General features: G+C 74.5%; 17 protein-coding genes and 1 pseudogene. 13 read left to right on the top strand and 5 right to left on the bottom strand.

The genetic code is table 11. The features are described 5' to 3' along the window. Positions 1–80 precede the first annotated feature (80 nt). Together OG440_RS25680 and OG440_RS25675 are read right to left on the bottom strand one after the other, a co-directional pair. The gene (locus OG440_RS25680; protein WP_406009135.1) at positions 81–932 is read right to left on the bottom strand and encodes an SMP-30/gluconolactonase/LRE family protein; all 852 of its coding nucleotides are present in this window, start codon (positions 930–932) and stop codon (positions 81–83) included. Continuing rightward, positions 929–1,702, bottom strand: a complete 774-nt coding sequence (locus OG440_RS25675) for an IclR family transcriptional regulator (protein ID WP_406009134.1) — start codon at positions 1,700–1,702, stop codon at positions 929–931. The genes OG440_RS25680 and OG440_RS25675 overlap by 4 nt, the downstream gene beginning before the upstream one ends. A 163-nt stretch (positions 1,703–1,865) precedes the next feature. Between OG440_RS25675 and OG440_RS25670 the strand changes: the two genes are divergently transcribed. Continuing rightward, entirely contained in the window at positions 1,866–2,486 is a 621-nt protein-coding gene (locus OG440_RS25670; RefSeq protein WP_406009133.1) for a hypothetical protein, read from the top strand. 36 nt (positions 2,487–2,522) lie between these two features. Here OG440_RS25670 and OG440_RS25665 read toward each other — a convergent pair whose 3' ends face one another. Further along, on the bottom strand, positions 2,523–3,401 hold the full coding sequence (locus OG440_RS25665; protein WP_406009132.1) for a RimK family alpha-L-glutamate ligase: 879 nt from the start codon (positions 3,399–3,401) through the stop codon (positions 2,523–2,525). Between the two features lie 179 nt (positions 3,402–3,580). Between OG440_RS25665 and OG440_RS25660 the strand changes: the two genes are divergently transcribed. The 9 genes from OG440_RS25660 to OG440_RS25620 all read left to right on the top strand — a co-directional run bounded on the left by OG440_RS25660 (position 3,581) and on the right by OG440_RS25620 (position 17,504). After that, complete coding sequence (locus OG440_RS25660; protein WP_406009131.1) at positions 3,581–4,648, top strand: MerR family transcriptional regulator; 1,068 nt, start codon at positions 3,581–3,583, stop codon at positions 4,646–4,648. A 70-nt stretch (positions 4,649–4,718) separates the two neighbouring features. Then, positions 4,719–6,179, top strand: a complete 1,461-nt coding sequence (locus OG440_RS25655; protein ID WP_406009130.1) for an acyl-CoA synthetase — start codon at positions 4,719–4,721, stop codon at positions 6,177–6,179. Next, positions 6,176–7,591: a carboxyl transferase domain-containing protein gene (locus OG440_RS25650; RefSeq protein ID WP_406009129.1), complete on the top strand. Its 1,416-nt coding sequence runs from the start codon at positions 6,176–6,178 to the stop codon at positions 7,589–7,591. The genes OG440_RS25655 and OG440_RS25650 overlap by 4 nt, the downstream gene beginning before the upstream one ends. A gap of 103 nt (positions 7,592–7,694) precedes the next feature. Continuing rightward, positions 7,695–8,018 (top strand): CU044_2847 family protein, encoded by a 324-nt coding sequence (locus tag OG440_RS25645; RefSeq protein WP_406009128.1) that lies wholly within the window; start codon positions 7,695–7,697, stop codon positions 8,016–8,018. Continuing rightward, positions 8,015–9,730, top strand: a complete 1,716-nt coding sequence (locus OG440_RS25640; protein WP_406009127.1) for a trypsin-like peptidase domain-containing protein — start codon at positions 8,015–8,017, stop codon at positions 9,728–9,730. The genes OG440_RS25645 and OG440_RS25640 overlap by 4 nt, the downstream gene beginning before the upstream one ends. A gap of 107 nt (positions 9,731–9,837) precedes the next feature. Continuing rightward, on the top strand, positions 9,838–10,866 hold the full coding sequence (locus OG440_RS25635; protein ID WP_406009126.1) for an AAA family ATPase: 1,029 nt from the start codon (positions 9,838–9,840) through the stop codon (positions 10,864–10,866). A gap of 19 nt (positions 10,867–10,885) precedes the next feature. Further along, entirely contained in the window at positions 10,886–14,212 is a 3,327-nt protein-coding gene (locus OG440_RS25630; protein ID WP_406009125.1) for an SAV_2336 N-terminal domain-related protein, read from the top strand. A gap of 301 nt (positions 14,213–14,513) precedes the next feature. Further along, positions 14,514–15,551, top strand: a complete 1,038-nt coding sequence (locus tag OG440_RS25625; protein WP_406009124.1) for a rod shape-determining protein — start codon at positions 14,514–14,516, stop codon at positions 15,549–15,551. Between the two features lie 885 nt (positions 15,552–16,436). Beyond that, on the top strand, positions 16,437–17,504 hold the full coding sequence (locus OG440_RS25620; RefSeq protein ID WP_406009123.1) for a glycoside hydrolase family 5 protein: 1,068 nt from the start codon (positions 16,437–16,439) through the stop codon (positions 17,502–17,504). A gap of 81 nt (positions 17,505–17,585) precedes the next feature. On the opposite strand, the gene ligA is transcribed toward OG440_RS25620, so the two are convergent. Continuing rightward, a complete protein-coding gene (gene ligA, locus OG440_RS25615) occupies positions 17,586–19,718 on the bottom strand; it encodes an NAD-dependent DNA ligase LigA (protein ID WP_406009122.1) in 2,133 nt (710 codons plus the stop codon). A 138-nt stretch (positions 19,719–19,856) separates the two neighbouring features. Here ligA and OG440_RS25610 point away from each other — a divergent pair, with 138 nt between their 5' ends. Both OG440_RS25610 and OG440_RS25605 read left to right on the top strand, forming a co-directional pair. Beyond that, positions 19,857–20,729 (top strand): LLM class flavin-dependent oxidoreductase, encoded by an 873-nt coding sequence (locus OG440_RS25610; RefSeq protein ID WP_406011457.1) that lies wholly within the window; start codon positions 19,857–19,859, stop codon positions 20,727–20,729. Between the two features lie 101 nt (positions 20,730–20,830). Further along, positions 20,831–22,021: pseudogene (locus OG440_RS25605) on the top strand (FAD-dependent oxidoreductase); the annotation flags it as partial. Positions 22,022–22,104: 83 nt separating this feature from the next. On the opposite strand, the gene OG440_RS25600 reads toward OG440_RS25605, so the two are convergent. Next, positions 22,105–23,658, bottom strand: a complete 1,554-nt coding sequence (locus tag OG440_RS25600; RefSeq protein WP_406009121.1) for a discoidin domain-containing protein — start codon at positions 23,656–23,658, stop codon at positions 22,105–22,107. A 191-nt stretch (positions 23,659–23,849) separates the two neighbouring features. Here OG440_RS25600 and OG440_RS25595 point away from each other — a divergent pair, with 191 nt between their 5' ends. Beyond that, positions 23,850–24,935, top strand: a complete 1,086-nt coding sequence (locus OG440_RS25595) for a LacI family DNA-binding transcriptional regulator (RefSeq protein WP_406009120.1) — start codon at positions 23,850–23,852, stop codon at positions 24,933–24,935. The last annotated feature ends 34 nt before the right edge of the window (positions 24,936–24,969 follow it).

Raw genomic sequence — 24,969 nt, 5'->3', positions numbered from 1 at the left:
GTGCGACGGCGGGACGGCTACGGCGAGACGGCGACGGGGGTGAGACCCCCGCCCCCGTCGCCCGGCGCGCCGGTCCGGCTTCAGCCGGCGAACGCCGGCTGGGCCAGGCCCTTGCCGGCTCCCGGTACCACCAGCAGGGATCCGGCCACCGGGTGCGGTGAGCGCAGGCCCACCCGGGCGGTGGTGATGTACAGGTCGGTCAGGTCGGCGCCGCCGAACGCGCAGGCCGTGACCCTCGGGGTCGGGAGGACGAGCACCCGGTCCAGTTCGCCCGCCGGGGTGTAGCGGCGCACCGCTCCCCCGTCCCACAGGGCCACCCATACACAGCCGTCGGCGTCGACGGTGAGGCCGTCGGGGAAGCCCGCGCCGTCCTCGATCTCGACGAAGGCGCGGCGCTCGCCCACCCGCCCGTCCGCCGCGTACGCGAAGACGTCGACCCGGCGCGTCGGCGAGTCTATGTAGTACATCAGCGTCCCGTCGGGGCTCCAGCCCGTGCCGTTGCTGACCGCCACGTCGTCGAGGACGGGCTCGGCCGAGCCGTCGCCGGTGATCCGGGACAGGGTGCCGCCGCCCGGAGCCTCGTCGTAGCGCATGGTGCCGGCCCAGAGGGAGCCGTCGGGCGCGACGGCGGCGTCGTTGGCGCGGCGGCCGGGGACCGGCTCGTGGTGCAGCCAGCGGAAGCTGTCGTCCGGGTCGAGCAGGCCCACGCCGTCCCGGAGGTTGAGCACCAGGCCGCCCCCGGCGCGGGGCTTGGCGGCGCCCACGTGCTGGTCGGTCGCCCGGACCGTGCGGTGGCCGGTCGAGGGGTCGTAGCCGTGCAGGCGGGAGCCGAGTATGTCGAGCCAGAGCAGCCGGCCGGTGGCCGGGTCCCAGGTCGGACCCTCGCCGAGAGCCGCCTCGGCCCGCACGGCCACCTCGTACGACGTCGTCATGCCACGCTCCGGTAGCCCAGCAGCTCCGACAGGTCGGCGGCGCCCTTCGCGGCGAGCTGTTCCAGTTCGACGCGGCGCTCGTCGCTCCAGCGGATCATCGGCACGGAGATGGACAGGGCGGCGACGACCTGGCCGGTGCGGTCGCGCACCGGCGCCGCCACGCAGCTGACGTCCGGGTTGGACTCGCGGCGCTCCACCGCGACACCCCGCTCCCGGATCTCCGCCAGGGCCTCGCGCAGGGCGCCGGGCTCGGTGATGCTGTTGGGGGTCATCCGGATCAGGTCGGCGTCGTCGGGGATGCGCGCGCTGAGCTCCGGCTCGGGGAGCGAGGCCAGCAGCATCTTGCCGACGGAGGTGCAGTGGGCCGGAAGACGACGGCCGGCGGCCGACACCATCCGGACCGCGTGCGTGGAGTCGACCTTGGCGATGTAGATGACGTCCGCGCCCTCCAGGATCGCCACGTGGACCGTCTCGTCACACGTCTCAGCGACGGTGCGCGCGACCTGCTGACCCTCGGCGGCGAGGTCGAGCTGCTCGGCGTAGCGGCTGCCGAGCTGGTACGGACGTACGCCGAGGCGGTACCGTCCGGGCTGTCCCGGTACGGCCACGATGTACGCCCGCGCCGAGAGTGTGGTCACCAATTCGTGCACGGTGGTGCGCGGAAGCTGGAGCTTGCGCACTATGTCGGGGGCGGAGAGCGAACCGTCCCCGTCGAGGAAGAGCTCGAGAATGTCCAGAGCTCGGGTCACGGCAGGTACGAGGCGTCCCACAACCGGCCCCCTTCCTTGGATAGTCGACTCGGTGCCTGTGTTCGAGATTTCAACAGGCGATCGGCATGACGAACACAGGCTGTCATACGGCGTTGCGCCGGGCAATGGGCGGGAAACGCACAGTGGCCCAGGACGGTACGCCCGGTGGGCCAGGATGGAGGGCATGCCGACCCAGAAACGCCTTACCGGCTCCTTCACGGCGCTCGATTTCCAACAGGTGCTGCTGCGCCGCATGGCCGATCACAACCCGGACCTGGTGGAGGACGCCCGCCATGCGCTCGGCGTCTCCCTCACCCAGATGCGGGAGGCCAACAAGCGTTGGCAGGCCATGCTCCACTCACCGCACGCACGGGGCTCACTGGCCCGCTACCGCTCGGTCCTCGGCGAGCCGGAGTCCCGGCTGCCCCGCCGTGTCGGGGACCTCGACTGCGAGGCCTTGCTCTGGCCGCTGCCCCTCTGGCCCGCACTGCGCTTCGAGGTGCTCCTCGCCCCGAACGGCGGCGTCTGGAACGAGTGGCTGGTCCGCGCCCCGGGAGCCCCGCCCCCGCGCCTGACCAGCCTCGACGACCTCACGCCCTGGTCCTGCACGGTCGACGAGGCGGCCCACGCCTTCGCCCCGGCCCGCTTCCTGGAGGGCACCGCCCCCACCCTCCCCCACAGCCTGAAAGGCGCGGGGGGACCCTCAGGCCTGGCCTTCACGGCCCCGGACGACTGGGGCGTGAGACGGGAGGTCGTCGCCGAGTTCACCTGGGGGCTGCTGCAACGGACCACGGTCCGGGAGTAGGAACCGGACGGTGGTGGCGCGGGAGCGGGGCGGTCGTCAGGGGGTGGCGGCCGCCAGGATCGCCGCCACGACGGCCGGCACCGACTCCGGGTGCAGGAACAGGAACAGGTTCGGCTCGACCAGTTCCAGCTCCATCACCCGCGGCTCCCCGTCGTCCCCGTCCACGAGGTCGACGCGGGCGTAGAGCAGCTCGGGGGCGTCGGGCAAGGCGGCCAGGGCGCGCTCGGCGACGGTGAGCTCGGCCGGGGTCGGGGTCCAGGGCTCCAGACCGGGGTGGGCGACCTTGTCGGCGTCGAAGGCGGTGCCGGGCGCCAGGACGGCCCGCTTGCGGCTGGCGTGCAGCAGGCTCCCGCCGAAGAACTGCAGGGCCCGTTCGCCGCCGGTGTCGATGCTCCGCATGTACGGCTGCACCATCGCCGTCAGCCCCTCGGCGTGCATCCGCGCGAGGTGCCGTACGGCCGCCTCGCGCCGGTCGGGCGTGTAGCGGGCCGCGTAGCGGGCGCCGGCGCCGGAGGTGGGCTTGACGACGTACTCGTGGTCGCCCGGCAGCCCGGCGGCGGCGTCGGCGTCCCCCGGGGCGAGAAAGCGGGTGGGAACCGTGGGCACCCCGGCCGCCGCGAGTTCCCCGAGGTACCGCTTGTCGGTGTTCCAGCGCACGACGGAGGCCGGATTGGCCAGCCGCGTCAGCTTGCCGCACCGCTCCGCCCAGGCCGTGAACTCGGCGGCGCGCCAGCTGTAGTCCCAGGTGGAGCGGATGACGACGAGGTCGTAGGACGCCCAGTCGATGTCGTCGTCCCAGAACACGGCGTCCGCCTCGGCCCCGGCCTCCTCCAGCGCCGCCCGCAGCCCGGGAAGATCCCGGTCCTTGCTCGGCTCCGGCCGGGGGTCGTAGGTGGCGAGGGCGACTCGGGGCACGGCGGGACTCCGTTCTCGTACGTCTGCGCGTCCGCACAGCCGTACGTCCGATGCGTACGTCTGGTCGTACCTCCGCAGGTTAACGGCCGTCCCCGCGACCGGGACCACCCGGTTGACCTTCCCCCTCGGGGAGGCCCCAGGATCGGTGACGGGAACGCGAGGACGACGGGGAGACCGGGATGAACAAGCGGATGCTGACGATCGGCGCCTTCGCGCGGGCCTGCCGCCTGTCGCCGAAGGCCCTGCGCCTCTACGACGAGCTGGACCTGCTGCGGCCCGCCCGGGTCGACCCGGACACCGGGTACCGCCACTACGCGGTGGAGCAGCTGGAGCAGGCCCGGCTCGTGGCGTGGCTGCGGCGGCTCGGCATGCCGCTGGCCCGGATCCGTGAGGTCCGCGTCCTCGGCCCGGCGGCCGCCGCCCGCGAGATCCGCGCGTACTGGGCGCGGGTCGAGGCCGAGACCGCGGCGCGACGGGATCTCGCCGCGTTCCTCGTGGACCACCTCTCGGACACCTCACGAAGGGACACCGCCATGCTGGAACTCCGTTACTCCGCCCACTCCGACCGGGGCCTGGTCCGGCCCGCCAACCAGGACACCGCCTACGCGGGCGCCCGGCTCCTCGCCGTCGCCGACGGGTTCGGGGCGGCCGGCGGGCCCGCGAGCAGTGCCGCCGTCGAGGCACTGAAGTACCTCGACACCGAGGAGGCGCCGGCGGGCGGTGTGCTGAACCTGCTGGAGGACGCGGTACGGAGTGCGAGCGACGCCGTGCGGGACGTGTCCGAGGGCGCCGACGGGACCGGCACCACGCTGACCGCGCTGTTGTGGACGGGCTCGCGCCTGGCCCTCGTCCACATCGGGGACTCGCGCGCCTACCTGCTGCGCGACGGCGGCCTGTTCCGCATCACCCACGACCACACGGTGGTCCAGTCGCTGCTGGACGAGGGCCGGCTGACCCCGGAGGAGGCCCTGAGCCACCCCGAGCCCACCCTGCTCCTGAAGGCCCTGTCGGGCGGCAGTCACGGCTTCCCCGACGTCCGGCTGCACGAGGCCCTGCCCGGCGACCGCTACCTCCTGTGTTCGGACGGCCTCTCGACCGTCGTCCCCGACGAGGACATCCGCGCCCTCCTCGGCGCGACCCCGGCCCCGGACGCCGCCGTGCTCGCGCTGGTGAGGGCCGCGAACGGGGCCGGCGGGCCGGACAACGTCAGTTGCGTCGTCGCGGACGTGGTGGAGGCGGCGGGCTGACAGGTGGGCGCCGGGCGGGTGGGGTAGGACGGGGGTGTCGTGTCCCGCCGTCGCTCAAGGAGCCTGTTCCGTGTCCTCTCTCTTTCCGGCCCTGTCGGAGGATCCGTCCGGGCGCCCCGCCCTGCGGTTCGGTGCGCGTTCCCTGACGTACGCGCAGCTCGCCTCGGCGGCCGGTGCCGTCGGCGCCCGGGTGCGGGGGGCGGAGCGGGTCGCCGTGTGGGCGACTCCGTCGCTGGAGACCGCCGTCGCGGTGGTGGGCGCGCTCCTCGCCGGAGTGGCCGCCGTGCCGCTGAACCCGAAGTCGGGCGACAAGGAGCTCGGGCACATCCTGGGCGACAGCGCGCCGGGGATGGTGCTGGCGGCTCCGGGCGACGAACTGCCCCCCGCGCTGCGGGAACTGGAACGGATCGACGTCGAGGCCGGGGGCCGCGACGCCGGGCACGGTGCCGGGGCGCCGGTCGGCGCGCCCGCGGGTGACGAGGACCCCGCCCTGGTCGTCTACACGTCCGGCACCACCGGGCCGCCCAAGGGCGCGGTCATCCCGCGCCGCGCGATCGCCACGACCCTGGACGCGCTCGCCGACGCCTGGCAGTGGACCGGCGCGGACGTCCTCGTGCACGGGCTGCCGCTGTTCCATGTGCACGGGCTGGTGCTGGGGATCCTCGGGCCGCTGCGGCGCGGCGGGTCCGTACGGCACCTCGGGCGGTTCGACACGGAGGGCGTGACCCGGGAGCTGAGCACCGGGGCGAGCATGCTCTTCGGGGTGCCGACGATGTACCACCGCATCGCCGAGGCGCTGCCCGACGATCCCGCACTGGCCGAGGCGCTCGCCGGGGCACGGCTGCTGGTGTCCGGTTCGGCCGCGCTGCCCGTGCACGACCACGAACGGATCGCGGCCGCGACGGGGCGGCGGGTGATCGAGCGGTACGGGATGACGGAGACGCTGATGAACACCAGCGTCCGGGCGGACGGGGAGGCGCGGGCGGGAACCGTCGGGGTGCCCCTGCCCGGCGTGGAGCTGCGGCTGGTGGACGAGGACGGGTCGGCCGTGGAGGCGTACGACGGGGAGAGCGTCGGGGAGATCCAGGTGCGCGGGCCGAACCTGTTCACCGCCTACCTGAACCGGCCGGACGCGACGGCCGCCGCCTTCACCCCCGACGGCTGGTTCCGGACGGGTGATGTGGCCGTGCGTGATCCCGACGGCTATGTCCGGATCGTCGGACGCAAGGCGACCGATCTCATCAAGAGCGGCGGGTACAAGATCGGGGCCGGCGAGATCGAGAACGCGCTGCTGGAGCATCCGGGGGTGCGCGAGGCCGCCGTCACCGGGGAGCCGGACGAGGACCTCGGGGAGCGGATCGTCGCGTGGGTGGTGCCGACGGATCCCGGATCCCCGCCGGCCGAGGCCGCTTTGGCCGACCACGTGGCCCGTCGGCTCGCGCCGCACAAGCGGCCCCGCGTCGTGCGCTACCTCGACGCGCTGCCCCGCAACGACATGGGGAAGATCATGAAGCGGGCGCTGCCGTCATGACGACGCGGCGGGCGAGCGCGCGGGACATCGTCTCCCTCGTCGCCGACGACTTCCGCATGTTGCCCGACCCGTCCGGCGGGCCCCGGACGCCGGCTCCCGACGGGCCGCTCGGCTGGCCCGGCTACGACGCCTCGCGCGAGCGGGCGGCCCGGCGCACCGGTGAGTCGGAGTCCGTCGTCTGCGGCACGGCGAGCGTCGGGGGCGTCCGGGCCGTGCTGATCGCCTTCGAGTTCGGCTTCCTGGGCGGTTCGCTGGGCGAGCGCACCGGTGACCGGCTGGAGGCGGCGTACACCCACGCCCGCGCACACCGGTTGCCGGTCGTGCCGTTGGTCGCCACGGGCGGCAGCCGGATGCAGGAGGGCATGCTCGCCCTCACCCAACTCCAGCGGGTGGCACGGCAGTCGGCGCTCACCCGGGAGGCCGGGCTGCCGCAGATCGCGGTCCTGCGGGACCCGACGACCGGCGGCGGCTGGGCCACCCTGGGCGCGGGCGCCGACGTGGTGCTCGCGCTGCCGGACGCCCAGGTCGGCTTCGCGGGCTCGCGGGTCCGGCCGCCGGACGCCGACCCGGCCGCCTACACGGCCCGGGCGCAGGTCGCGGCGGGAGCGGCGGACGCGGTGGTGCCGCCGGCCGAGCTGCGGGACGTGCTGGGCCGGTGGCTGCGGCTGCTGACCGACGGACCCCGGGAGACCGACCACCCGGCCGCCGGGCCGCCGGCGGCGGACCCCGGCGCCCCGCCCCGGCCGCGGCCGCTCCGCGAGCCCGCGCCCGTCCCCGACGCGCTCGGCGCCACGGATCTGCCGCGTACCGGCTGGGACGCGGTGCGGCGGGCCCGGGCTCCGGAACGGCCGCGCGCCCGGGCCTACCTGGACGCCTACTTCACCCACCGGCTCGCGATCTCCGGGGACCGGTGCGGCGGCGTCGACCCGGACGGGATGCTGTGCGGGTTCGGTGTCCACCAGGGCCGTACGGTCGCCTATGCCGCCCAGACCGGGGCAGCGACCCGGCCCGCCGGGTACCGCACGGCCGCCCGGCTGATCCGCCTCGCGGACCGGCTCGGCATCCCGGTGCTGACCCTGGTGGACACCCCGGGCGCGGCCAACGACGCCGAGGCGGAACGGCAGGGGGCGGGCGCGGCGATCGCGGAGCTGTTCGGCGTGGTCGCCACCGCCCGCACGCCGATCACCACGCTGGTCATCGGCGAGGGCGGCTCCGGCGGCGCGCTGGCCCTGGCCGCGCCCGGCCGCACCTGGGCCACCCCGGACAGCTACTTCTCGGTCATCGCGCCCGAGTCGGCGGCGGCGATCCTCAAGCGGCCTCCGGCGGAGGCGGAGGCGACGGCCGATCAACTCCGTATCCGGCCGCAGGACTTGGTGGAGCTTGGCGTGATCCGGATCACGCGGGCGCACTGAACGCAGGACAATCTCCAGTACCGTCCGTGACAATGGATGCGCGCAGAGCCGCAGGACCGCGCAGCGCCGCGGGAACACAGGGGTAAGGGGTTACGGGGGCAGCGTGGACGCACTGGTGGAGTTCAGGACCGACGACGGCGCCGTGGTCGCCGTCGAGGCGGTCACGGAGGGGCGGCCCGGTTCCCGGCTGGTGGCCCGCGACGGGACCGTCCAGGCGGCCCGCACCTTCGAGGGCGCCCTGGAGGGCGTGCGCGCGGCCGCCGAGTCCGCGCTGCGGGTGTTCCGCGACGGGACGTTGCGGCCCGACGGGGTGGAGATCGAGTTCGGGGTGAAGCTGTCGGCGGAGACCGGCGCGATCATCGCCAAGGGCACGGCGGAGGGCCACCTCGTCGTGCGGCTGACCTGGTCGCCCTCCTCCACCTCATGAAAAGCGCCGAATGGCACGCCCGGATCGAGAGCGCGGGCCAGGTGGCCGGCGCCGGCTTCCTCGTCACCCCGCGCCGGGTGCTGACCTGCGCGCATGTCGTACGGCAGGCCGACCCGGACGCCCTGACGGTGACCTTCACCGAACGCCCCGGCGCCCCCGCCGTACCGGCCCGGCTGATCGCCGACGGCGGCTGGGGCGGCGGCCCGACCGACCTCGGCGACCTGGCCGTCCTGGAGCTGACGCACGACGTCCCGGTCGCCCCGGCCGCGCTGGCCCCGGTGGACGCCGCCCACGACCGGCGGCCCGACCGGCCCCGCAAGCTCGTCGTCTACGGCTTCCCGGTCGGCTTCGACGAGGGCACTCTCGCCGAATACCGCATCACCGCAACGCAGTTGCTCAACCGTGAGTGGATCCAGCTGGAGGCCTGGCAGCCCGGCGGCCAGCCGCTCGCCCCGGGGTTCAGCGGCGCCGCGGTCACCCTCGCCGACACCGGTGAGGTCGTCGGCATGGTCACGGCGGCCGCCGGTGACCGGGGGGTGCACAACGGGCGGATGATGCCCACCGAGGTCATGGCCCGCTACTGGCCCGACCTGGAGGGCCTGGTCCCCACCTCCGACCACGGCACCGCCGACCGCACCCGGCTGCGCGAACTGGTCGAGCGCGCCGTGCGCGCCGGTCTGGACGGTGATCCGGGGCGACGGGTGCGACTCTACGAGTCCGCCCGGGGCCCGCTGGACCCGGACGCGCCCGAGGAGGGGTTCGACTCGCTGTGGTCGGCGGCCCTGTTCGTGCTGTGCGAGGTCGACGGCGCCGAAGCGGCGGCCACCGTCGCCCGCTTCACCGCCCATGTGGAGAGCCTGTTCCGGGCGCCTGCCGAGACGGCCGCCGCTCCCGACTGGTCGCCCATCCTCGTCGACCTCCAGCACAGCGGGGCGGGTGACGGACATGTCCGCGTCGAGGTGTCCGCGTACAGCGGGGGCCAGCGGCATCCGGTCGGCTCCGGCACCGTCCCGCAGGCCGGGCTGCGCGCCTTCGTGCAGGACCGGATCGAGGCCGCCTTCCGCTATCTGACGCCCGGCTGCGACGAGTTGCTCGCGTTCGCGCTGCCCCGTGACTGGATCGACCTGCCCGTCGACCGCTGGGCGAGCACGCCCGACGACGACACCCCGCTCGGTTGTGTGTACCCGCTCGTCGTCACCGACCAGGCGCGCCGCAGGGCGGGCGTACGGCACCAGCTGACCCGGGTGTGGAACCGGCTCGACGCGGCGCCCGGCGCCCGGGTGCACCGGGTCGAGTGCGGCAGCCCGGAGGAACCCCGCCGGCTGCGGGTGCGGCTGCGCCGGGACGACGCCTGTCTCGCCGGTTTCGCGACCGCCCCGGCCGCGTCCCACACCCGTCCGCACTTCGACACCTCGCTCAACGCGCCCGCCCCGATGGTCATCTGGTCCCGGGAGGGCTGCGCCGGCGGCCCGGACGCGTCCTGCGCCGGCGGGGACGGCTGCGCGGGCAAGACCTTCCTGGACGAACTCGACACCTGCGTGTCCGGTGTGTCGCCCGCCGAACTCCCGCGCAGGGTCCTGGCGTTGCGCGAGGAGGCCGACGCGGAGGACGGCCACTGGGCGCACGACATCCAACTGCTGTGGGACGACCCGCGCCTCTTCGCCGACCCGCACGGCGACGGGCCCGGTCACCCCCGCTCCCCCGTGACCTGAGCCGCGCCCGCCACCGCCCCGCGCCGGCATGACACCACCCCCACGCCCGCCCCCGAGCCGCACGAGCCCTACGAGCCCCACGAGTCACACCAGAGTTTCGGAGAACCATGCCGCACTGGTCCGTCTACACCGGGAACAGCGAGCCGCACGACGGCATCGACCGGCTGCCCGCGCCACCACCGTGGCGGGCGTTCGACGGCGCGCCCGTCGTGCCGCCGCCCCGGGACGCCGACGACGAGGCGGCCGTCTCCCCCGACCGCGTCCACCGCGCCCGCTCGTACGTCGCCACCCCGGAGAGTGTCGAACTCGTCAACGCGGCTCTGGTGCTGCGCCGCCCCCTGCTGGTCACCGGGCCGCCCGGCACCGGCAAGTCCTCCCTGGCGTACGCGGTGGCGCGCGAGCTGGGTCTCGGCCCGGTACTGCGCTGGAACATCACCAGCCGCTCCACCCTGGCCGACGGCCTCTACCAGTACGACCCGCTGTCCCGGCTGTACGCGGCCCGGCAGGCGGCGCGGCGCGAACGGGACGCGGACGGCGGGGGCGGGGTCGAGGACCATCTGCGCCTGGGTCCTCTCGGCACGGCCCTGCTGCCCTACGAACGCCCGCGCGCGCTCCTCGTCGACGAGATCGACAAGAGCGACCTCGACCTGCCCAACGACCTGCTGAACGTCCTGGAGGAGGGCCAGTACGAGATCCCCGAACTCATGCGCGCGGCCCGGCACTCCGCCGAGGACGTCACCGCCGGGGTCCTGGCCGACGGCGCGGACGACCCGGTCGCCGTCACCCGGGGCAGGGTGCGCTGCCGCGCCTTCCCGTTCGTCGTCCTGACCAGCAACGGCGAGCGTGAGTTCCCGCCCGCCTTCCTGCGCCGCTGCGTCCGGCTGAAGCTGCGCCGCCCCGGCCGCGAACAGCTCACCGAGATCGTCCGGGCGCACCTCGACACCCCGCCGGGCGAGGCGGAACACCTCATCGACCGCTTCCTCACCCGCGCCGCCGACGGTGAACTCGCCACCGACCAGCTGCTGAACGCGCTCTACCTCACCGGGGTCGCCGGTCTGGACGCCGACTCCCGCGACGCTCTGGCGGAGCGACTGATGCCGTACCTCGGCGCCACGGCGGACGGCGATGGCTTCTGAGGAGACTCCGGGGGGTGGCATGTCCGCCATGGACCGGCTGACCGCCCTGCTGACGGCGGCGGCGGACACCCCGCCCACCCCTCGCGAGCTGGCCGAACTGCTCTGGCTCGCGGGGCTGTCGGGCGATCCGGAGGAGTCCCCAAGGCCGCCGGAGCCGCGCGTGCCCGACGCGGCGGCCGCAGGGGCCGGGCGGGACACCGGCGGTGCGGTTGACGGCCCGGCCGACGACGCGGCCGGCGGCACGTCCGACAGCGGAGCCGGGCGTAAGGACGGGAGTGCGTCGGCGAAGTCCGCGCCCGACGACCCCGCCGAACGTGTCCCCCTCCGCCTCCCCGCGCCCGGGCCATCCGACGATCCCGGTGACCGGCCCGGAGGCGGCGCCGGGAACCGTCCCGTTCTCGCGCCCGCGCCCGCGATGCTCCCGCACCCCCTCGCGCTCCAGCGGGCCCTGCGCCCGCTGAAGCGCACGGTGCCCTCGGCGCGCGCCCGCCTCCTCGACGAGAGGGCGACGGCCGACCGCATCGCGCGGCTGGGCGCGCACCCGGACGTCTGGCTGCCCGTACTGCGTCCCGCGCGCGACCGCTGGCTGCGCCTCAACCTCGTCCACGACACCGGACCGACGATGCCCGTCTGGCGGCCCCTCGTCCGTGAACTGCACACCGTCCTCGCCCAGTCCGGCGTCTTCCGCACGGTCACCGCGCACCCGGCCACGCCCGACGGCGAGGCCCGGCAGGTTCCCGACCTGGCGGACGGCCGGACGGTCACCCTGATCGTGAGCGACTGCATGGGCCCGCAGTGGCGACCCGGCCCGGCGGGCGAACGCTGGTACCGGACCCTGCGGCACTGGGCGACCCGGATGCCGCTGGCCGTCGTACAGCCGCTCCCGGAGCATCTGTGGTCCACGACGGCCGTCCCGGCCGAGCCGGGTCTGCTCTCCTGCGCGACCCGGTCGGCCCCCCTCTCCGCGCTCACGTTCACCCCGTACGACCCCGAGAGCGCGCCCCGGCCCGACGCGGCCCTCCCGCTCCCCGTCCTGGAGCCGGGCGCGCCCTGGCTGGCCAACTGGGCGGCGCTCGTGGCGAGTCCGGGCGGGGCGCGCGTCCCGGGTGCGGTGGCCTGGCTGCCGCCGTCGCCCGTCCCGCCCGGCACCGGCGGGGCGGAGGCCGCCGACCCGGCCGCCCTGCCCGCCCGGGACCTGGTGCTGCGCTTCCGCGCCACCGCCTCCCGGGAGGCCTTCCGGCTGGCCGGCCATCTCGCGCTGGCCGTCCCCTCCGTTCCGGTGATGCGCCTCGTCCAACGTGCCGTGAACCGCGACCCGCGCCCCCAGCACCTGGCCGAGGTGATCCTCAGCGGCATGCTGACCACCGTCCCGGGTCCGCCCGGCTCGTACGACTTCCGGCCCGGCGTACGCGACCTGCTGCTGCGCACCCTGCCCCGCACGACCCGCGGCCGCACCCGCGAACTCCTGGACCGGATCGGCGGGTTGATCGACGAACGGGCCGGTCTCACGACGGGCGAGTTCCGCGCGGAGGCGGGCGGGGCCGACGGCACGGCCGGCGCGTTCGCGACGGTGAGCGCGGAGACGCTGCGCAGGCTGGGCGGGGACACCGACGCCGGGGAGCCCCCGCCGCCGCGGGCCGCCGGGACGACCACCCTGCTCTTCGAGACCCCCACCGACCTCACCGCACGCCCCGAGACCCGCATCACCCTCGAATACGCCGTCCACGAGGTCCTCGCCCGTGGCGATCTCACGCCCCAGCAGTACGAGGTCCATGTCCGCGGGAACGGCTACGCCGTCCGGATCCGGCCCGAGGCGTATCTCCTGCCGGTGCTCGCCGCCGCCCTGCGCGGGCTTCCCGGCCCGCTCGCCGAGCTCGCCGAACGGCCGCGTCTGCGGGTGACGTTCCAGGACGGGCCCGAGTTCCCCGCACCCCCGCAGGGCGCCGCGCCCGTCCTCCTCACCGTCCCGCCGGCCCTCTACGCGGCCTTCGCCGACAGCTCCGCCGCCTCCGGACCGCACCGCTTCCGGCCGCTGTTCGGCGACGCCCCGGACGCCCCGCCGCCCGCCTGGTACTGCTCGCTGCCGCCGGAGGAGGACGCCGCGGACACGGCGGAGGCGCGCGACGACGTCCGGAACCCGGTGCGCGGCCCCTTCCTCGCCCGCGACCTGCGCCGACTGGGCCTCCCCGCGCCCGGCCGCACCGCGATCGTGCACACGCACGCCGACAGCCCGCTCACCCTCCTCGACCCCGTCCTGCCCTACGACGGCCGTTCGCCGCGCCCGGCGACGTACTACGAGGTCGATCTCGCCCCGCGGCACGCCGTCGACCGGGTCTCCCTGCCGAGCTCCGGGAAGGGCGCCTTCACCGCGGCCGTCGAACTGACCTGGCGGGTCGACGACCCGGTGGCGTTCGTGCGGGCGGAGCCCACGGCCGTGTCCGAGCGGCTGCTGGCCCATCTGCTGGCGGCGGGCTCGCGCATCACCCGCCACCACTCGGTCCGCCGGGCGGCCGGCGCGCAGCGGGCCGTCAACTCCCAGCTCGGCGGGTGGCCGGTGCCGGGCCTGGCGGTGACCTGCGCGGTCACGCTCGCGCCGGACTACGCGCCGCCCCCCGAGGTGCGCCGGCCGGCCGGCCGCTCCGCGCGCCCGCTCCGGGACCTGCTCGCCGACGCGCAGACCGTGCTGTTCGGCTTCGACGGCCCGCTGACCCGGCTGTTCACCGCGACGACCGCCCGGGCGGCCGCACTCGATCTGCTCGGGATCGTCGCCGAACACCGCGACCCCGAGGACGCGCTCGCGGGCCGTCCGCTCGGCGACCCGGGCGCGACGGGCCGGGAGCTGTTCGTGCACCCGCTGGACGTGCTGCGGGCCTTCGCCCAGGACCGGCTGGGCCCCCTGCTGCGGGACCGTCTCGACCGGCTGGAGCTGAGCGCCGTACCGGACGCGCCCACGACACACCACTCCGTGGTCCTCGTCCGCACCCTCCACGAGCGGGGGCGCCGGGTCGGGGTGGCCACGGACGTCTGCGCGGCGGCCGTGCACCGCTATCTGGAGACCTACCGGCTGCCGCTCCTGGCCGGCGTCCACGGCCGCGACGACGACCTGGGCCGGCTCACACCGGACCCGCACCGTCTGCTGCACGCCCTGCGGCCGCTCGACGCGCCCGCCGCCACCGGCGTCCTGATCGGCTCCACGCTCGCCGAACTCGCCGCCGCGCGGGCCGCGGGTCTGCGCTTCCTCGGCCTCGCACGCAATCCCACCGTGGAGCAGGCGCTGCTCGGTGCGGGCTGTGACGCGGTGGTCCCCTCCCTCACCCCGGTACTGGAAGCGGTCCGCACGCTGTAGCACCGCCCGAACCGGGCGACGCCCGCTTGTCCCGGGGGCCCGGGGCCGTCCCGGGGGCCCCGGGGCCGTCATGTCACCCGGACCCGGCCGCGCGCCTCCCCAGCCTGACTGTATTTCATACTTAGTTTGGGCATATGAGACAGAACCCCCATTCGGGCGCGCCTCGCCCGGCCCACCAGAAAGAGCGGCCCCCTCCCCGCCCGCGCACTATGCGAAGGAGGCCGACCGCCCGGCGGCCCCCGCACGAGAGGCCCGCCGGCCCGGCGAGCCCCCACGGTCTGTGCTCTCGGGAGGACCTGCCATGACCGCCAGTCTGGAGCAGCTGCGCCGCTGCCACTTCGCCGTCGACCTGGGAGCGGCGCGGACGCGGGTGTACGTGAAGGGGGCCGGGCTCGTCGTCGACCAGCCGTCCGCCGCCGCCGTGAACACCCGCACCGGCGCCCTGATCGCGGTCGGGGAGTTCGCCGAGAAGATGACCGGGCGCACGCCGCACTACATCCGCGTCGTACGCCCGGTCTCCGGCGGTACGGTCGTCGACATCGAGATGGCCCAGCGCATGCTGCGCCACCTCCTCGGCGACAAGATCCGCCGTCAGCTGCGCCGCAAGCCGTTCCTGCGCGCCGCCGCCTGCACCCCGCACGACGCCGACCCGCTCGCCCAGCGCGCCGCGATCGAGACACTCGTGGGCCTCGGCGCGCGCCGCGTGGAACTCGTCGACACCCTGATCGCCGCCGCCGTCGGCTGCGGGCTGCCCGTCGAACGCCCCGAGGCCACCATGATCATGGTGTGCGGGGCGGCCGCCACCCAGGTCGCCGTCCTCTCCCTCGGCTCGATCGTGACCGCCGAGCGGATCCCCGTCGGCGGTGAGGCCGTGGACCACGCGATCGTCCAGCACCTGCGCCACGAGCACGAGTTGATGCTGCCCAGCCAGTCCGTCCGGCCCTTGCAGGTCGCCCTCTCCGGCAACGGCCTCACCTCGCACGGCCCCGCGTCCACCGAGATCCACGGGCGGGACGTCGCCACCGGCCTGGCCCGGTCCGTGCAGGTCGACACCGCGGCCGTCCGGGACGCCATCGAGACCCCGCTGACCGCCGTACTGGACGGCATCGGCAGGGTGCTCCGCGAGTGCCCGCCCGACCTGGTCGCCGACCTCGCCGACCGCGGGATCATGATGGTCGGCGGCTCCGCGCTGCTGCCGGGCTTCGACCAGATGCTGCGTCAGGCCACGGGGATGCCGGTACACATCGCCGAACGGCCCGACATCTGCGCCGCACAGGGCCTCGGCGCCATGCTGGAGGGCAAGATCGAGCCACTGACCCTGGACCCGCTGGGCGCCTGAACCGCCGACCGTCCCCACTTCGCCCGGCGCCCGCGCCACCCAGGGGCCGGGCATGCCGGAGCCGCCGATCGGCGTGGACGGCGGGCAGATCGGCCGCCTCCACCCGGCCGGCGCGGGAAGAAGGACGGCGGGTCCCGGCCGCCTTCCCACAGAAATCCGCGGAAGTCGGTGGGCGGTTTTCCCGCATTCGAATTCCGGGAGCGCGGTGTGCATCCGGCGACATCCCCATCGCTGATCCCACCGCGTCCCGCATCCCCCTCACGGCGGAGACGCCGATTGCCTCACCCGCCTGAGCAGGCCGTTCCGCAGGTACGTCACCCGTTGCCGAGGCAGGGATTTCGGACGCGCACACCGGCCGGGAATCGCCGGGAACGCTCCGAGAAACGACCCGGCAGAATTGCGGGACCGCACGGCAGGAGCCGACACCAGCACGTCATGAATTCACGCGCCTATTCGACGCGGCGGCACCGGTAGTCCGCTTCAGCCGGGCCTTCCACATTCGCCCAGGACCGGGCCGTCGGGCCGTACGCCCCCCAGGACACGACCGCCCCGGCGCACCGCGCACCGCTACACCGCGCCGCCGGGCCGCACCACAGGATCGCCGGGTCCTCCCCACCCCGACCGCACCGCCACCCACGCCCCGCCCCGCCGCCCCGCACGCACCAAAAGCCGTCCACCCCACCCCACCCGCCATCAGCGGCAACGGACGTTACGTGCCCGAAACCTTGACGATCACATCCTCGGGTGCCACGATTCCGGCGCCGCCATGTTTACGTAAACATCAGCCTCCTCGGGACCTTCATGTTTACGCAAACATCGCGTGGCGGCCGCCGCCCAGCCCGTGCGTCCCCCAGCGCCGAGCCGCCTCTCCTGAAAGGGCACGTCATGCGCAAGACCCCCACCAGAGCCCCTCGCACCCCCCGCCTGCGCGCCGCACTCGTCGCGGTCGCCGTCGCCGCCGTCGCCGGCACGACCCTGGCCGGCAGCCCTGCCGTCGCCTCCTCCGGCGCCGCGCCGGCCACCGACACGACCCAGTTCAAGGGCGTGAACTGGGCCGACCCGCGCGACAACTTCGCCGACGACCTCCTCCAGCTGTCCGGCCTGTCGACCACCGACACCTACCGGCAGACCTACGCGAAGGCGACCCGCATCATCGCGGCGTTCCGTGCGAACCTCGGCGCCAACACCGTGCGACTGCCGATCAACCCGTATACGGTCAACGGCGCCTACTGGAAGTCCTACCGCGGGGTCATCGACGCGGCCTCGGACCAGGGCTTCAAGGTGATCGTGTCCTACTGGGAGGGCACGGGCGCGCAGAAGGACGGCTTCATCGACGACACGGCGACGTACTGGCCGATGTGGGACACCGTCGTCAAGGCGTACAAGAACGACAAGCGTGTCTACTTCGAGCCCATGAACGAGCCGCACGGCTACACCGACACCGAGTGGGCCGACATCGCGGCGAAGTGGCTCTCGACGTACGCGAAGGTCCCGCGCAACCGCGTGTTCGTCAGCGGCGCCGGCTACAACGACCACGTCACCACGGTCTGCGCCGACCCGCGGCTCAAGGGCACGTACCTCTCGCTGCACCACTACGGGTTCTGGAAGGACTACGCGACCTACGACCAGTGGGTGGCCGACCTGAAGGTGCGCATCGGCGACTGCGCGAACCGGACCGTCGCGGACGAGTTCGGCGCTCCGATGACGACCGGCCTGAACTACAACGTGAAGACGCCCGACGACAACTTCGTCAACTACGTCCAGGCCGTCACGGACACCTTCCGCGAGCTGAAGATGGGCTCCGTGTACTGGCCGGGTCTGCGCACCGACGACACCTACTCGATGCAGACCCTCACCGGGACCACGGCCCGCCCCTGGCTGGCCACCACCAACCAGTCCGGCGCCGACCGCCTGGCCTGGGCCTGGGGCCGAGGCAAGCCCGTCAAGGGCTGAGGCGGCCACCGCCACCGGACCGACCGGCCACCGCCACCGGGCCGGCCGACCTGACGGCCGGCCCGGTGGCGGCCTCCCCGCCTACACCGACGGCTCCGCGCCGGTGCCCGCGTCCACGTAGTCGGCGACGAGAGCGGCGAACTCGTCGGGCGCGGCCAGCCGGACCCCGAGGGTCTCGGCCTTGGTCCGCTTGGATCCGGCGCCCTCGCCGGCGACGACCAGGCTGGTCTTCTTGGAGACGCTGGAGGAGGAGCGGCCCCCGGCCCGCTCGATGAGCTCGTTCATCTGGTTGCGGCTGAGCTTCTCCAGCGCTCCGGTCATCGCGCCGGTCACGACCACGGTCATCCCGGCCAGCGGCCCGGTGTCGGCGACGGCCCGCGCGCCGCCGCCGTCGCCGTCGGCCGCGTCGGTCCCCTCGGCCGTGGCCGGGGCAGGCGGGGTGGCTCCGGGTTCGGTCATGTTCACCCCGGCGGCGACGAGTCTGTCGATGAGCGGGGCGAGCTCCGCGAGTTCGGCGACGATGGACGGGGCCTTCTCGGTGCCGATGCCGTCGACCTGCTGGATCGCCTCGGCGTCGGCGGCGCGCAGCAGGTCCATGGTGGCGAAGTGGCGTGCGATACGGCGGGACATGGAGCGGCCGGTGCCGCGGACTCCGAGGGCGCACAGCACGCGGGACAGCGGTTGGTTCCTGGCGGCGGCGAGCGCGGCGAGGAGGTTGTCGGTGCTGGTCTCCCCCATCCGTTCCAGGCCGAGGAGCTGGTCGCGGGTGAGGGCGAACAGACCGGCGAGGTCGGTGACCAGTCCGGCTTCGACGAGCTGGACGACCCGGGTGTGGCCGAGGCCCTCGATGTCGAGCTGGTCGCGTCCGGCGGCGTAGGAGAGGGAGGCGACGAGGTGGCAGTCCCGGCCGTTGACGCAGCGCCAGCGCTGCTCGCCCGTGTCGATGCCCGATCCGCAGCGCGGGCACACCTCGGGGAAGACGATGGGCTGTTCGTCGCCGGTGCGCAGGTGGGCGACGGGCGCCTCGATGCGGGGGATGACGTCTCCGGCCCGGTGCACCATGACGTGGTCGCCCAGGCGCAGGTCACGGCGGGTGATGTCGGCCGCGTTGTGCAGGGTCGCGTAGGTGATGGTGGAGCCGTCGATCCGTACCGGTTCCAGGACCGCCCGGGGGGCGATGATGCCGGTGCGGCCCACGTTCCACTCCACCGCCAGCAGCCGAGTGATCTTCTCGACGGCGGGCAGTTTGTAGGCGGTCGCCCAGCGCGGGGCGCGCGAGCCCGATCCGGCGGCCCGCTGGTCGGCGGCGAGGTCGGCCTTGACGACGATCCCGTCGATCCCGAACGGCAGCGAGGCGCGCAGCGCGGCGATCTCGGCCACCCGGGCCAGGACCTCCTCGCCGGTGCTCGCGGTGATGCCGGGCACGGCCGTGGTCGCGGTGGTGTTCACGCCGTACGCGCCGGCCCGGAGCATCAGGTCGCTGTGCGCGCTCTCCTCCAGCTCGGCGGCCAGAGCCGGATCGGTGTCGTCCAGGGGCAGCAGGCCGTAGCCGAAGAAGGTCATCGGCACGGTGTAGGCGCGTTCCCTGGCGCGCAGGGTGCCCGCCGCGGCGTTGCGCGGGTTGGCGAAGGGCGCGCCGCCGTGCGCGGTGCGTACCTCGTTGGCGTGTTCGAACTGGGCGGTCGTCATCAGGACTTCGCCGCGCACCTCGACGGTGACCGGTTCCGCCAGCTCGTCCGGCAGTCCCTCGACGGTGCCGATCGCGTGCGAGACGTCCTCCCCGGCCGTCCCGTCGCCCCGGGTGATCAGCCGCGTGAGACGGCCGCGGCTGTAGCGGGCCGCGATCGCCAGGCCGTCCAGCTTCGGCTCGACACTGAACGGGGTGACGTCATGGCCGACGCGCCGGGCGAGCGAGGCGGTCCACGCGGTGAACTCCTCCGCGGAGAACACGTTGTCCAGGCTCAGCATCGCCCTCGTGTGCGGGACATCGCCCTCGACCGCTCCGCCGGCGACCTTGCCGGTGGGCGAGTCGGGCAGCACCTGCTCCGGGTGCTGCTCCTCCCACGCCGTGATGGCGCGCACCAGCCGGTCGTAGGCGTCGTCGTCCAGCACCGAGGTGCCACCCGCGTAGTAGGCGGCCGACGCCTTCACCGCGTCCTCGATCGCCTGCGCGTAGGCGACGGCGTCCACAATCACTGCACCGGGTGTTGTCATGCCTCACATCCTGCCCGCCACCACTGACAACGCCCCCGGACGGGAGGGACGGCCAGGTCTTCCGGACGTGCCTCCCCGGACCGGATACACCGTTGATCCATCCGCCGCCCACCCCATAGGTTCCGGAGTATGACGAACGTGACGAACGTACGGGTCGGTGTCATGTACGACCGCGACTGGGCTCCCGAGGAGTTGCCCGGGTTCGCGCGACGGGCCGAGGCGCTCGGGGTGGACGACCTGTGGGTGGTCGAGGACCTCGGCTGGAACGGCGGGGTGTCGGCGGCGGCCGTCGCGTTGGGGGCGACCGAGCGGCTGCGGGTGGGCATCGGGATCGCGCCGGCGCCGTTGCGCAGTCCGGCGTTGCTGGCGATGGAACTGGCCACGCTGGCCCGGGTGTTCCCCGGGCGGCTGGTGGCGGGCATCGGTCACGGGGTGCGGGAGTGGATGGAGTCGGCCGGCGTCGCTCCCCGGTCGCCGCTGGCCCTCCTGGAGGAGACGATCACCTCCGTGCGCGCGCTGCTGCGCGGTGAGCGGGTCGAACTGGAGGGCCGCGAAGTGCGGCTGGACGGGGTGAAGTTGGTGCATCCGCCGGTCCAGGTGCCGCCGGTGGTGGCGGGCGTGGTCCGGCCCCGCTCCCTCGAACTGTCCGGGAGGGTCGCGGACGGCACCCTGATCGCCGAGGGGCACGGCCCGCGGGACCTGGAGAACACCCGCGCCCTCACCGCCAAGGGCGGAGCCGGCCCCGACCACACCCTGACCGTGCTGTCCTTCGCCTGTGTGGGCGAGGACGCCGAGCAGGTCGCCCGGACCCTGCATCCGCACACCGAGGGTCACGGCGCCTGGCTGGGCCGCCCGCAGGAGGAGGTGTTCACCGTCTCGGGCACGCCCGCGCAGGCCGTCGCCGGCATCCACGCCCTGAAGGACGCCGGCGCCGACACCGTCGTCCTGCGCGTCGTCGGACCGGAGCCGCTGCGCCAGCTCGAAGCCGTGCTGACGGCTTTCGGCCGCTGAACGGGTGAACGGGGGGCCCGGACCGGCCGTACGGCGCCGGGCCGGAACTCCGCCCCACCGCCCGGGCGTTCCCCCGTGGGTGGCGTACGACGACGGGGTCGGGCGTCCGCGAGGGAACAGCGGGGTGGGGCATGGCGCGCGTACTGGTCATCGGCGGCGGGATCGCCGGCACGGCGGCGGCTCTGGCACTGGACAAGGCGGGGCAGGAGGTCGCCGTGTACGAGGCGCATCCCGACTCCGCCGAGGACATCGGCGCGTTCCTCACCCTGGCGAGCAACGGCCTGCGGGCCCTCGCGCAGCTCGACGCGACCCCCGCGGTCACCGCGGTCGGTTTTCCGCTCACCACGATGCGGCTGCTGGACGCCGGGGGCGGCGAGGTGGCCCGCGCCCCGCTCGGCGAGGCCGACGATCCCGCACTGCGCTACCGGTGCCTGCGCCGCGGCGAACTCAACGCGGCCCTCCAGACCGAGGCCGCCCGCCGCGGTATCGACGTCGTCCACGGCGCCCGGCTGGCCTCCGTCGACAGCGGTCCGGACGGCGTCACCGCCCGCTTCACCGACGGCGCCACGGCGACGGGCGACCTGCTGCTCGGCGCCGACGGCCTGAACTCCACGGTCCGCCGGCTCACCGCCCCCGCCGTGCTGCCCCGGTACGCGGGCCAGCGGGTCTTCTACGGCTACACCACCCTCGCGCCGGCCGGCGGCGAGGACGAAGCCGCCTGCATCACGATGATCCGCGGCAGCGAGGCCGCCTTCGGCCACACCACGTCACCGGACGGGGAGACGTACTGGTTCGCCCGGGTCTCCGCCGACGCCCCGCTGACCGCCGACGAGATCGCGCACGCGACCCCCGGCCAATGGCGTGACCTGCTCGTTCCCCTGCTGCGCAAGGACGCCACGCCCGCCGCGGACATCGTCGCCGCCACCACGGCCCCCGTCCTGGTCACCAACGCGACCGAGATGCCGGGCGGCACACCATGGCGCTCCGGCCGGACCCTGCTCATCGGCGACGCGGCCCACGCGGCGTCCCCCGCGACCGGGCAGGGCGCCTCGATGGCCCTGGAGGACGCGGTGATCCTCGCCAAGTGCCTGCGCGACACCGCGGACACCGCGTCCGCCCTCACCCACTACGAAGCGCTGCGCCGCCCCCGCGTGGAACACAACACGACCGTCAGCGGCAACATCTCCCGCGGGGTCCACACCCCACAGCCCCGCACCCCCGGCAGGCAGCCCCCGGCCCGCCCCGACGAGGAACTCACCCGCCAACTGGAATGGGCCACCGCCCTGCGCTGACCGGTTGCGGAAGTCTCGGAAGCCGTCGCAGCCGTCGAAGCCGCGGAAGCCCGGGCTCGGACCGGGGCCGGCGGCCGCCTCGCTCAGCTGTCGCGCAGGCGGGTCGCCAGGGCGGCCAGGGTCTGGGCGGTGTCGGTCAGGGACCGGACCGCCGCCTCCAGGTCAGCGACCAGGAGGGGTGCGGGGACGGCGAGGGACTCGGGTGCGGATCCGGGGGTGGGGACCTGCGTACCGCGATAGCCGATGGGGCCCTCGTTGTGACGCTGGTAGTAACCGGTGAACGCCCGGCGGGCGGGGCCTTCGACGAAGCGGACCCGGGCGAGCTGGGTCTGGGTCGCGCCGGAGTTGCGGGTGATGTCGAGACGGTAGTGGCGGTAGGCCGCGGGAAGCGCGCGAAGGCGGAACTCCCTGGTCTCGAAGCGGTCGGCGAAGCTCTCCCCGGCGCGGGAGTCCAGACGGGTCCAGGTGCGGCCGTCGGAGGAGCCGTGCAGGGTCCAGTCGCTCGGGTCGCGATCGGGGCAGTCGTTCGCGGACGTCAGGGCGTACGAGGTGACGGCGGTGGGGCGGGCGAGAGTGAAGAGGAGCCGGGCGGTGTCGTCGTTCGCGAGCCACTTGGACCGGGAGCCGTGCAGCAGGTTGTCCGCCGTCTCCCCCACCTCCTCGAACTCGTCGCTCGCCTCGACGTCGATCACCCGGACATCGGTCGCCCCCTCTTCGCCGGGCGCCGTCTGGAGCACGGCCACCCCGGAGTTGCCTCGCCGGTCACGCCAGGTCACCCGCTCCACGGGGGTCCCGCCGTCGTCCACCAGCAGCCGCAGCTCATGGGAGCCGTGCCAGCCACCGCCGTACCCCTCCTCCGTGCGGAAGCGGTACAGGGCGCCCGCCGGCGCGTCCTCGAGCCCCTCCGGAAACGTCCATTCGCCGGTGAGACGGCCGCGGTACTCGTAGGCCGTGCCGTCGGCGGCGCGGTGGCAGCCGTGGAAGTCGGACATATTCGACTGGAAGCTGACGGCCGACTCCGCCCCGTCCTCCCCCCGCCAGCCGAGCTGCGCGGGCAGCGAGTGCTCGTCCCGGTCGACGTGGAACAGCAGTCGCGGGGCCTCCTCCCAGGGCGCGGACGAGGCGGCGTGGGCGGCGCGCAGTTCCGTCCGGTAGGCGAAGACCGAGTTCCGCGCGGCCGACTTCGCCAGCGCGCGCTCCGAGCGGCCCCGCTCGTCGACGGAGTCCAGGGTGATCCGGTAGAGCCGGAGCATGCTGCGCGCCTCGGCCGAGACCCGTATCTCCAGGGTGTTGGTCCCCGGCTTCAGCAGGCGGGCCGGCACCGCGAACGCGTTGTCCTGCGGAAGGTCGCCGCCGCCGGGCACGGTGAGGTTCTCGGCCAGCACCTCGCCCTGGAGCAGTACGTCGATCGGGGCGTGGCCGGGAGCGGAGCCGAGCCTGGAGACGAGGGCCGTGACGGTGAGCGTCGCCTCGGGGATGTCCTGCGGGTCCGCCACCTCGAAGTCCAGCGTCACCGTCGCGCCCGCGTCCAGCGTCAGGTGGGATCCGCCGAACCCGGCCCGGTCGTGCCCGACCACGGCGTTGGACAGCCGGGCCGGGTCGACGGAGAAGTCGGCGAAGGTGGCCTGCATGCTCATGGCGCTCAGCTCCTGATTGACAGTCAACAACGTTGTCACCAAAGGCGGGTGACGAGATCAGGGGGGACCCTAGCGTCCCGGTCCGACAACGCCGGGGCATGCGTTCTCGCGCGGATGCCGCCCGCGTATCGCGCCGGGCCACTCCCCGATCCCTGTTGACGGTCGACGTTGTGACCGCTCACAATCGCGCCATGGACGCGACCGGTCAGCCCAGCCCCGGCAGCCCCGCGGCTCTCGGGCGGTCACCGCGCAGGGCCGCCAGCATCCGGGACGTCGCTCAGGCCGCCGGCGTCTCGTACCAGACCGTTTCGAGGGTCATCAACAGCCACCCGAGTGTCCGCGAGGAGACCCGCAGGCGGGTCGAGGCGGCCATCGGGGCGCTGGGATTCCGGCGCAACGCCACCGCCTTCGCACTGGCCGGCGGTGTCAACCGGTCGGTCACCGTCCTGACGTCGAACACCGTCCTGCACGGCTACGCGGCCACCCTCCAGGGCCTGGAGGAAGCGGCCCGCACGGCGGGCTACTCGCTGGGCGTGAAGGTGCTGACGCCCGAGGACGACCTGGACCGCACCCTCCACTCGGCCGCGGCCGACGGGGGCGGGCTGATGGTCATCGGCTTCGACCGGCTCGCCGCCTCGGCACTGGACCGGGTGCCGGAGAACGTGCCCTGTGCCGCGGTCGTCGAGGCCCCGCCGCACGGCCGGACCCCTCCCCGTCCGGCCGTGTGGGCCGACGACCGTGCGGCGGCCCGGGCCGCGACCGCGCACCTGCTGGAGCTCGGGCACCGGACCGTCCACTACGTGGCGATCCCGACGTCCGCGGGCACCCGGCGCTCGGAAGGACCGCGTACCCGGGGCTGGCGAAGTGCCCTGAAGGCGGCCGGCGTCACCGCGCCCGCACCCCGCGGCGGCAGGGGATGGAACGCGCGGGCGGGTTACGACGAGGGGCTCGAACTCGCCCGCGACCCGGACGTCACGGCGATCCTGTGCGGCAACGACGACCTGGCGCTGGGCGTTCTGCGCGCCCTGCACGACGCCGGGCGGTCGGTGCCGGGGGACGTCAGCGTCATCGGCTTCGACGACGCCCCCCACGCGGAGTTCGTCACCCCCTCCCTCACCACCGTCCGGATGGACTTCCAGGGGCTGGGCCGCGACGCCTTCGAACTCCTGCGCGGCCGACTGGAGAACGGCTACCGGCCTCCCGCTCCGACCTTCGCCGGCACCGACCTGATCATCCGCGAAAGCTCGGGACCGAGCCCGGGACCGACCGCCGCATGACCCCGGCAGGCGCCGCCGCCGCGATGGCCGCCGT

It is taken from the genome of Streptomyces sp. NBC_00637 (genome assembly GCF_045161545.1).
In the GTDB taxonomy this organism is placed as follows: domain Bacteria; phylum Actinomycetota; class Actinomycetes; order Streptomycetales; family Streptomycetaceae; genus Streptomyces.
Note: the sequence above shows the minus strand (reverse complement) of the source record. Positions and strands in the feature narration are given on the sequence as shown.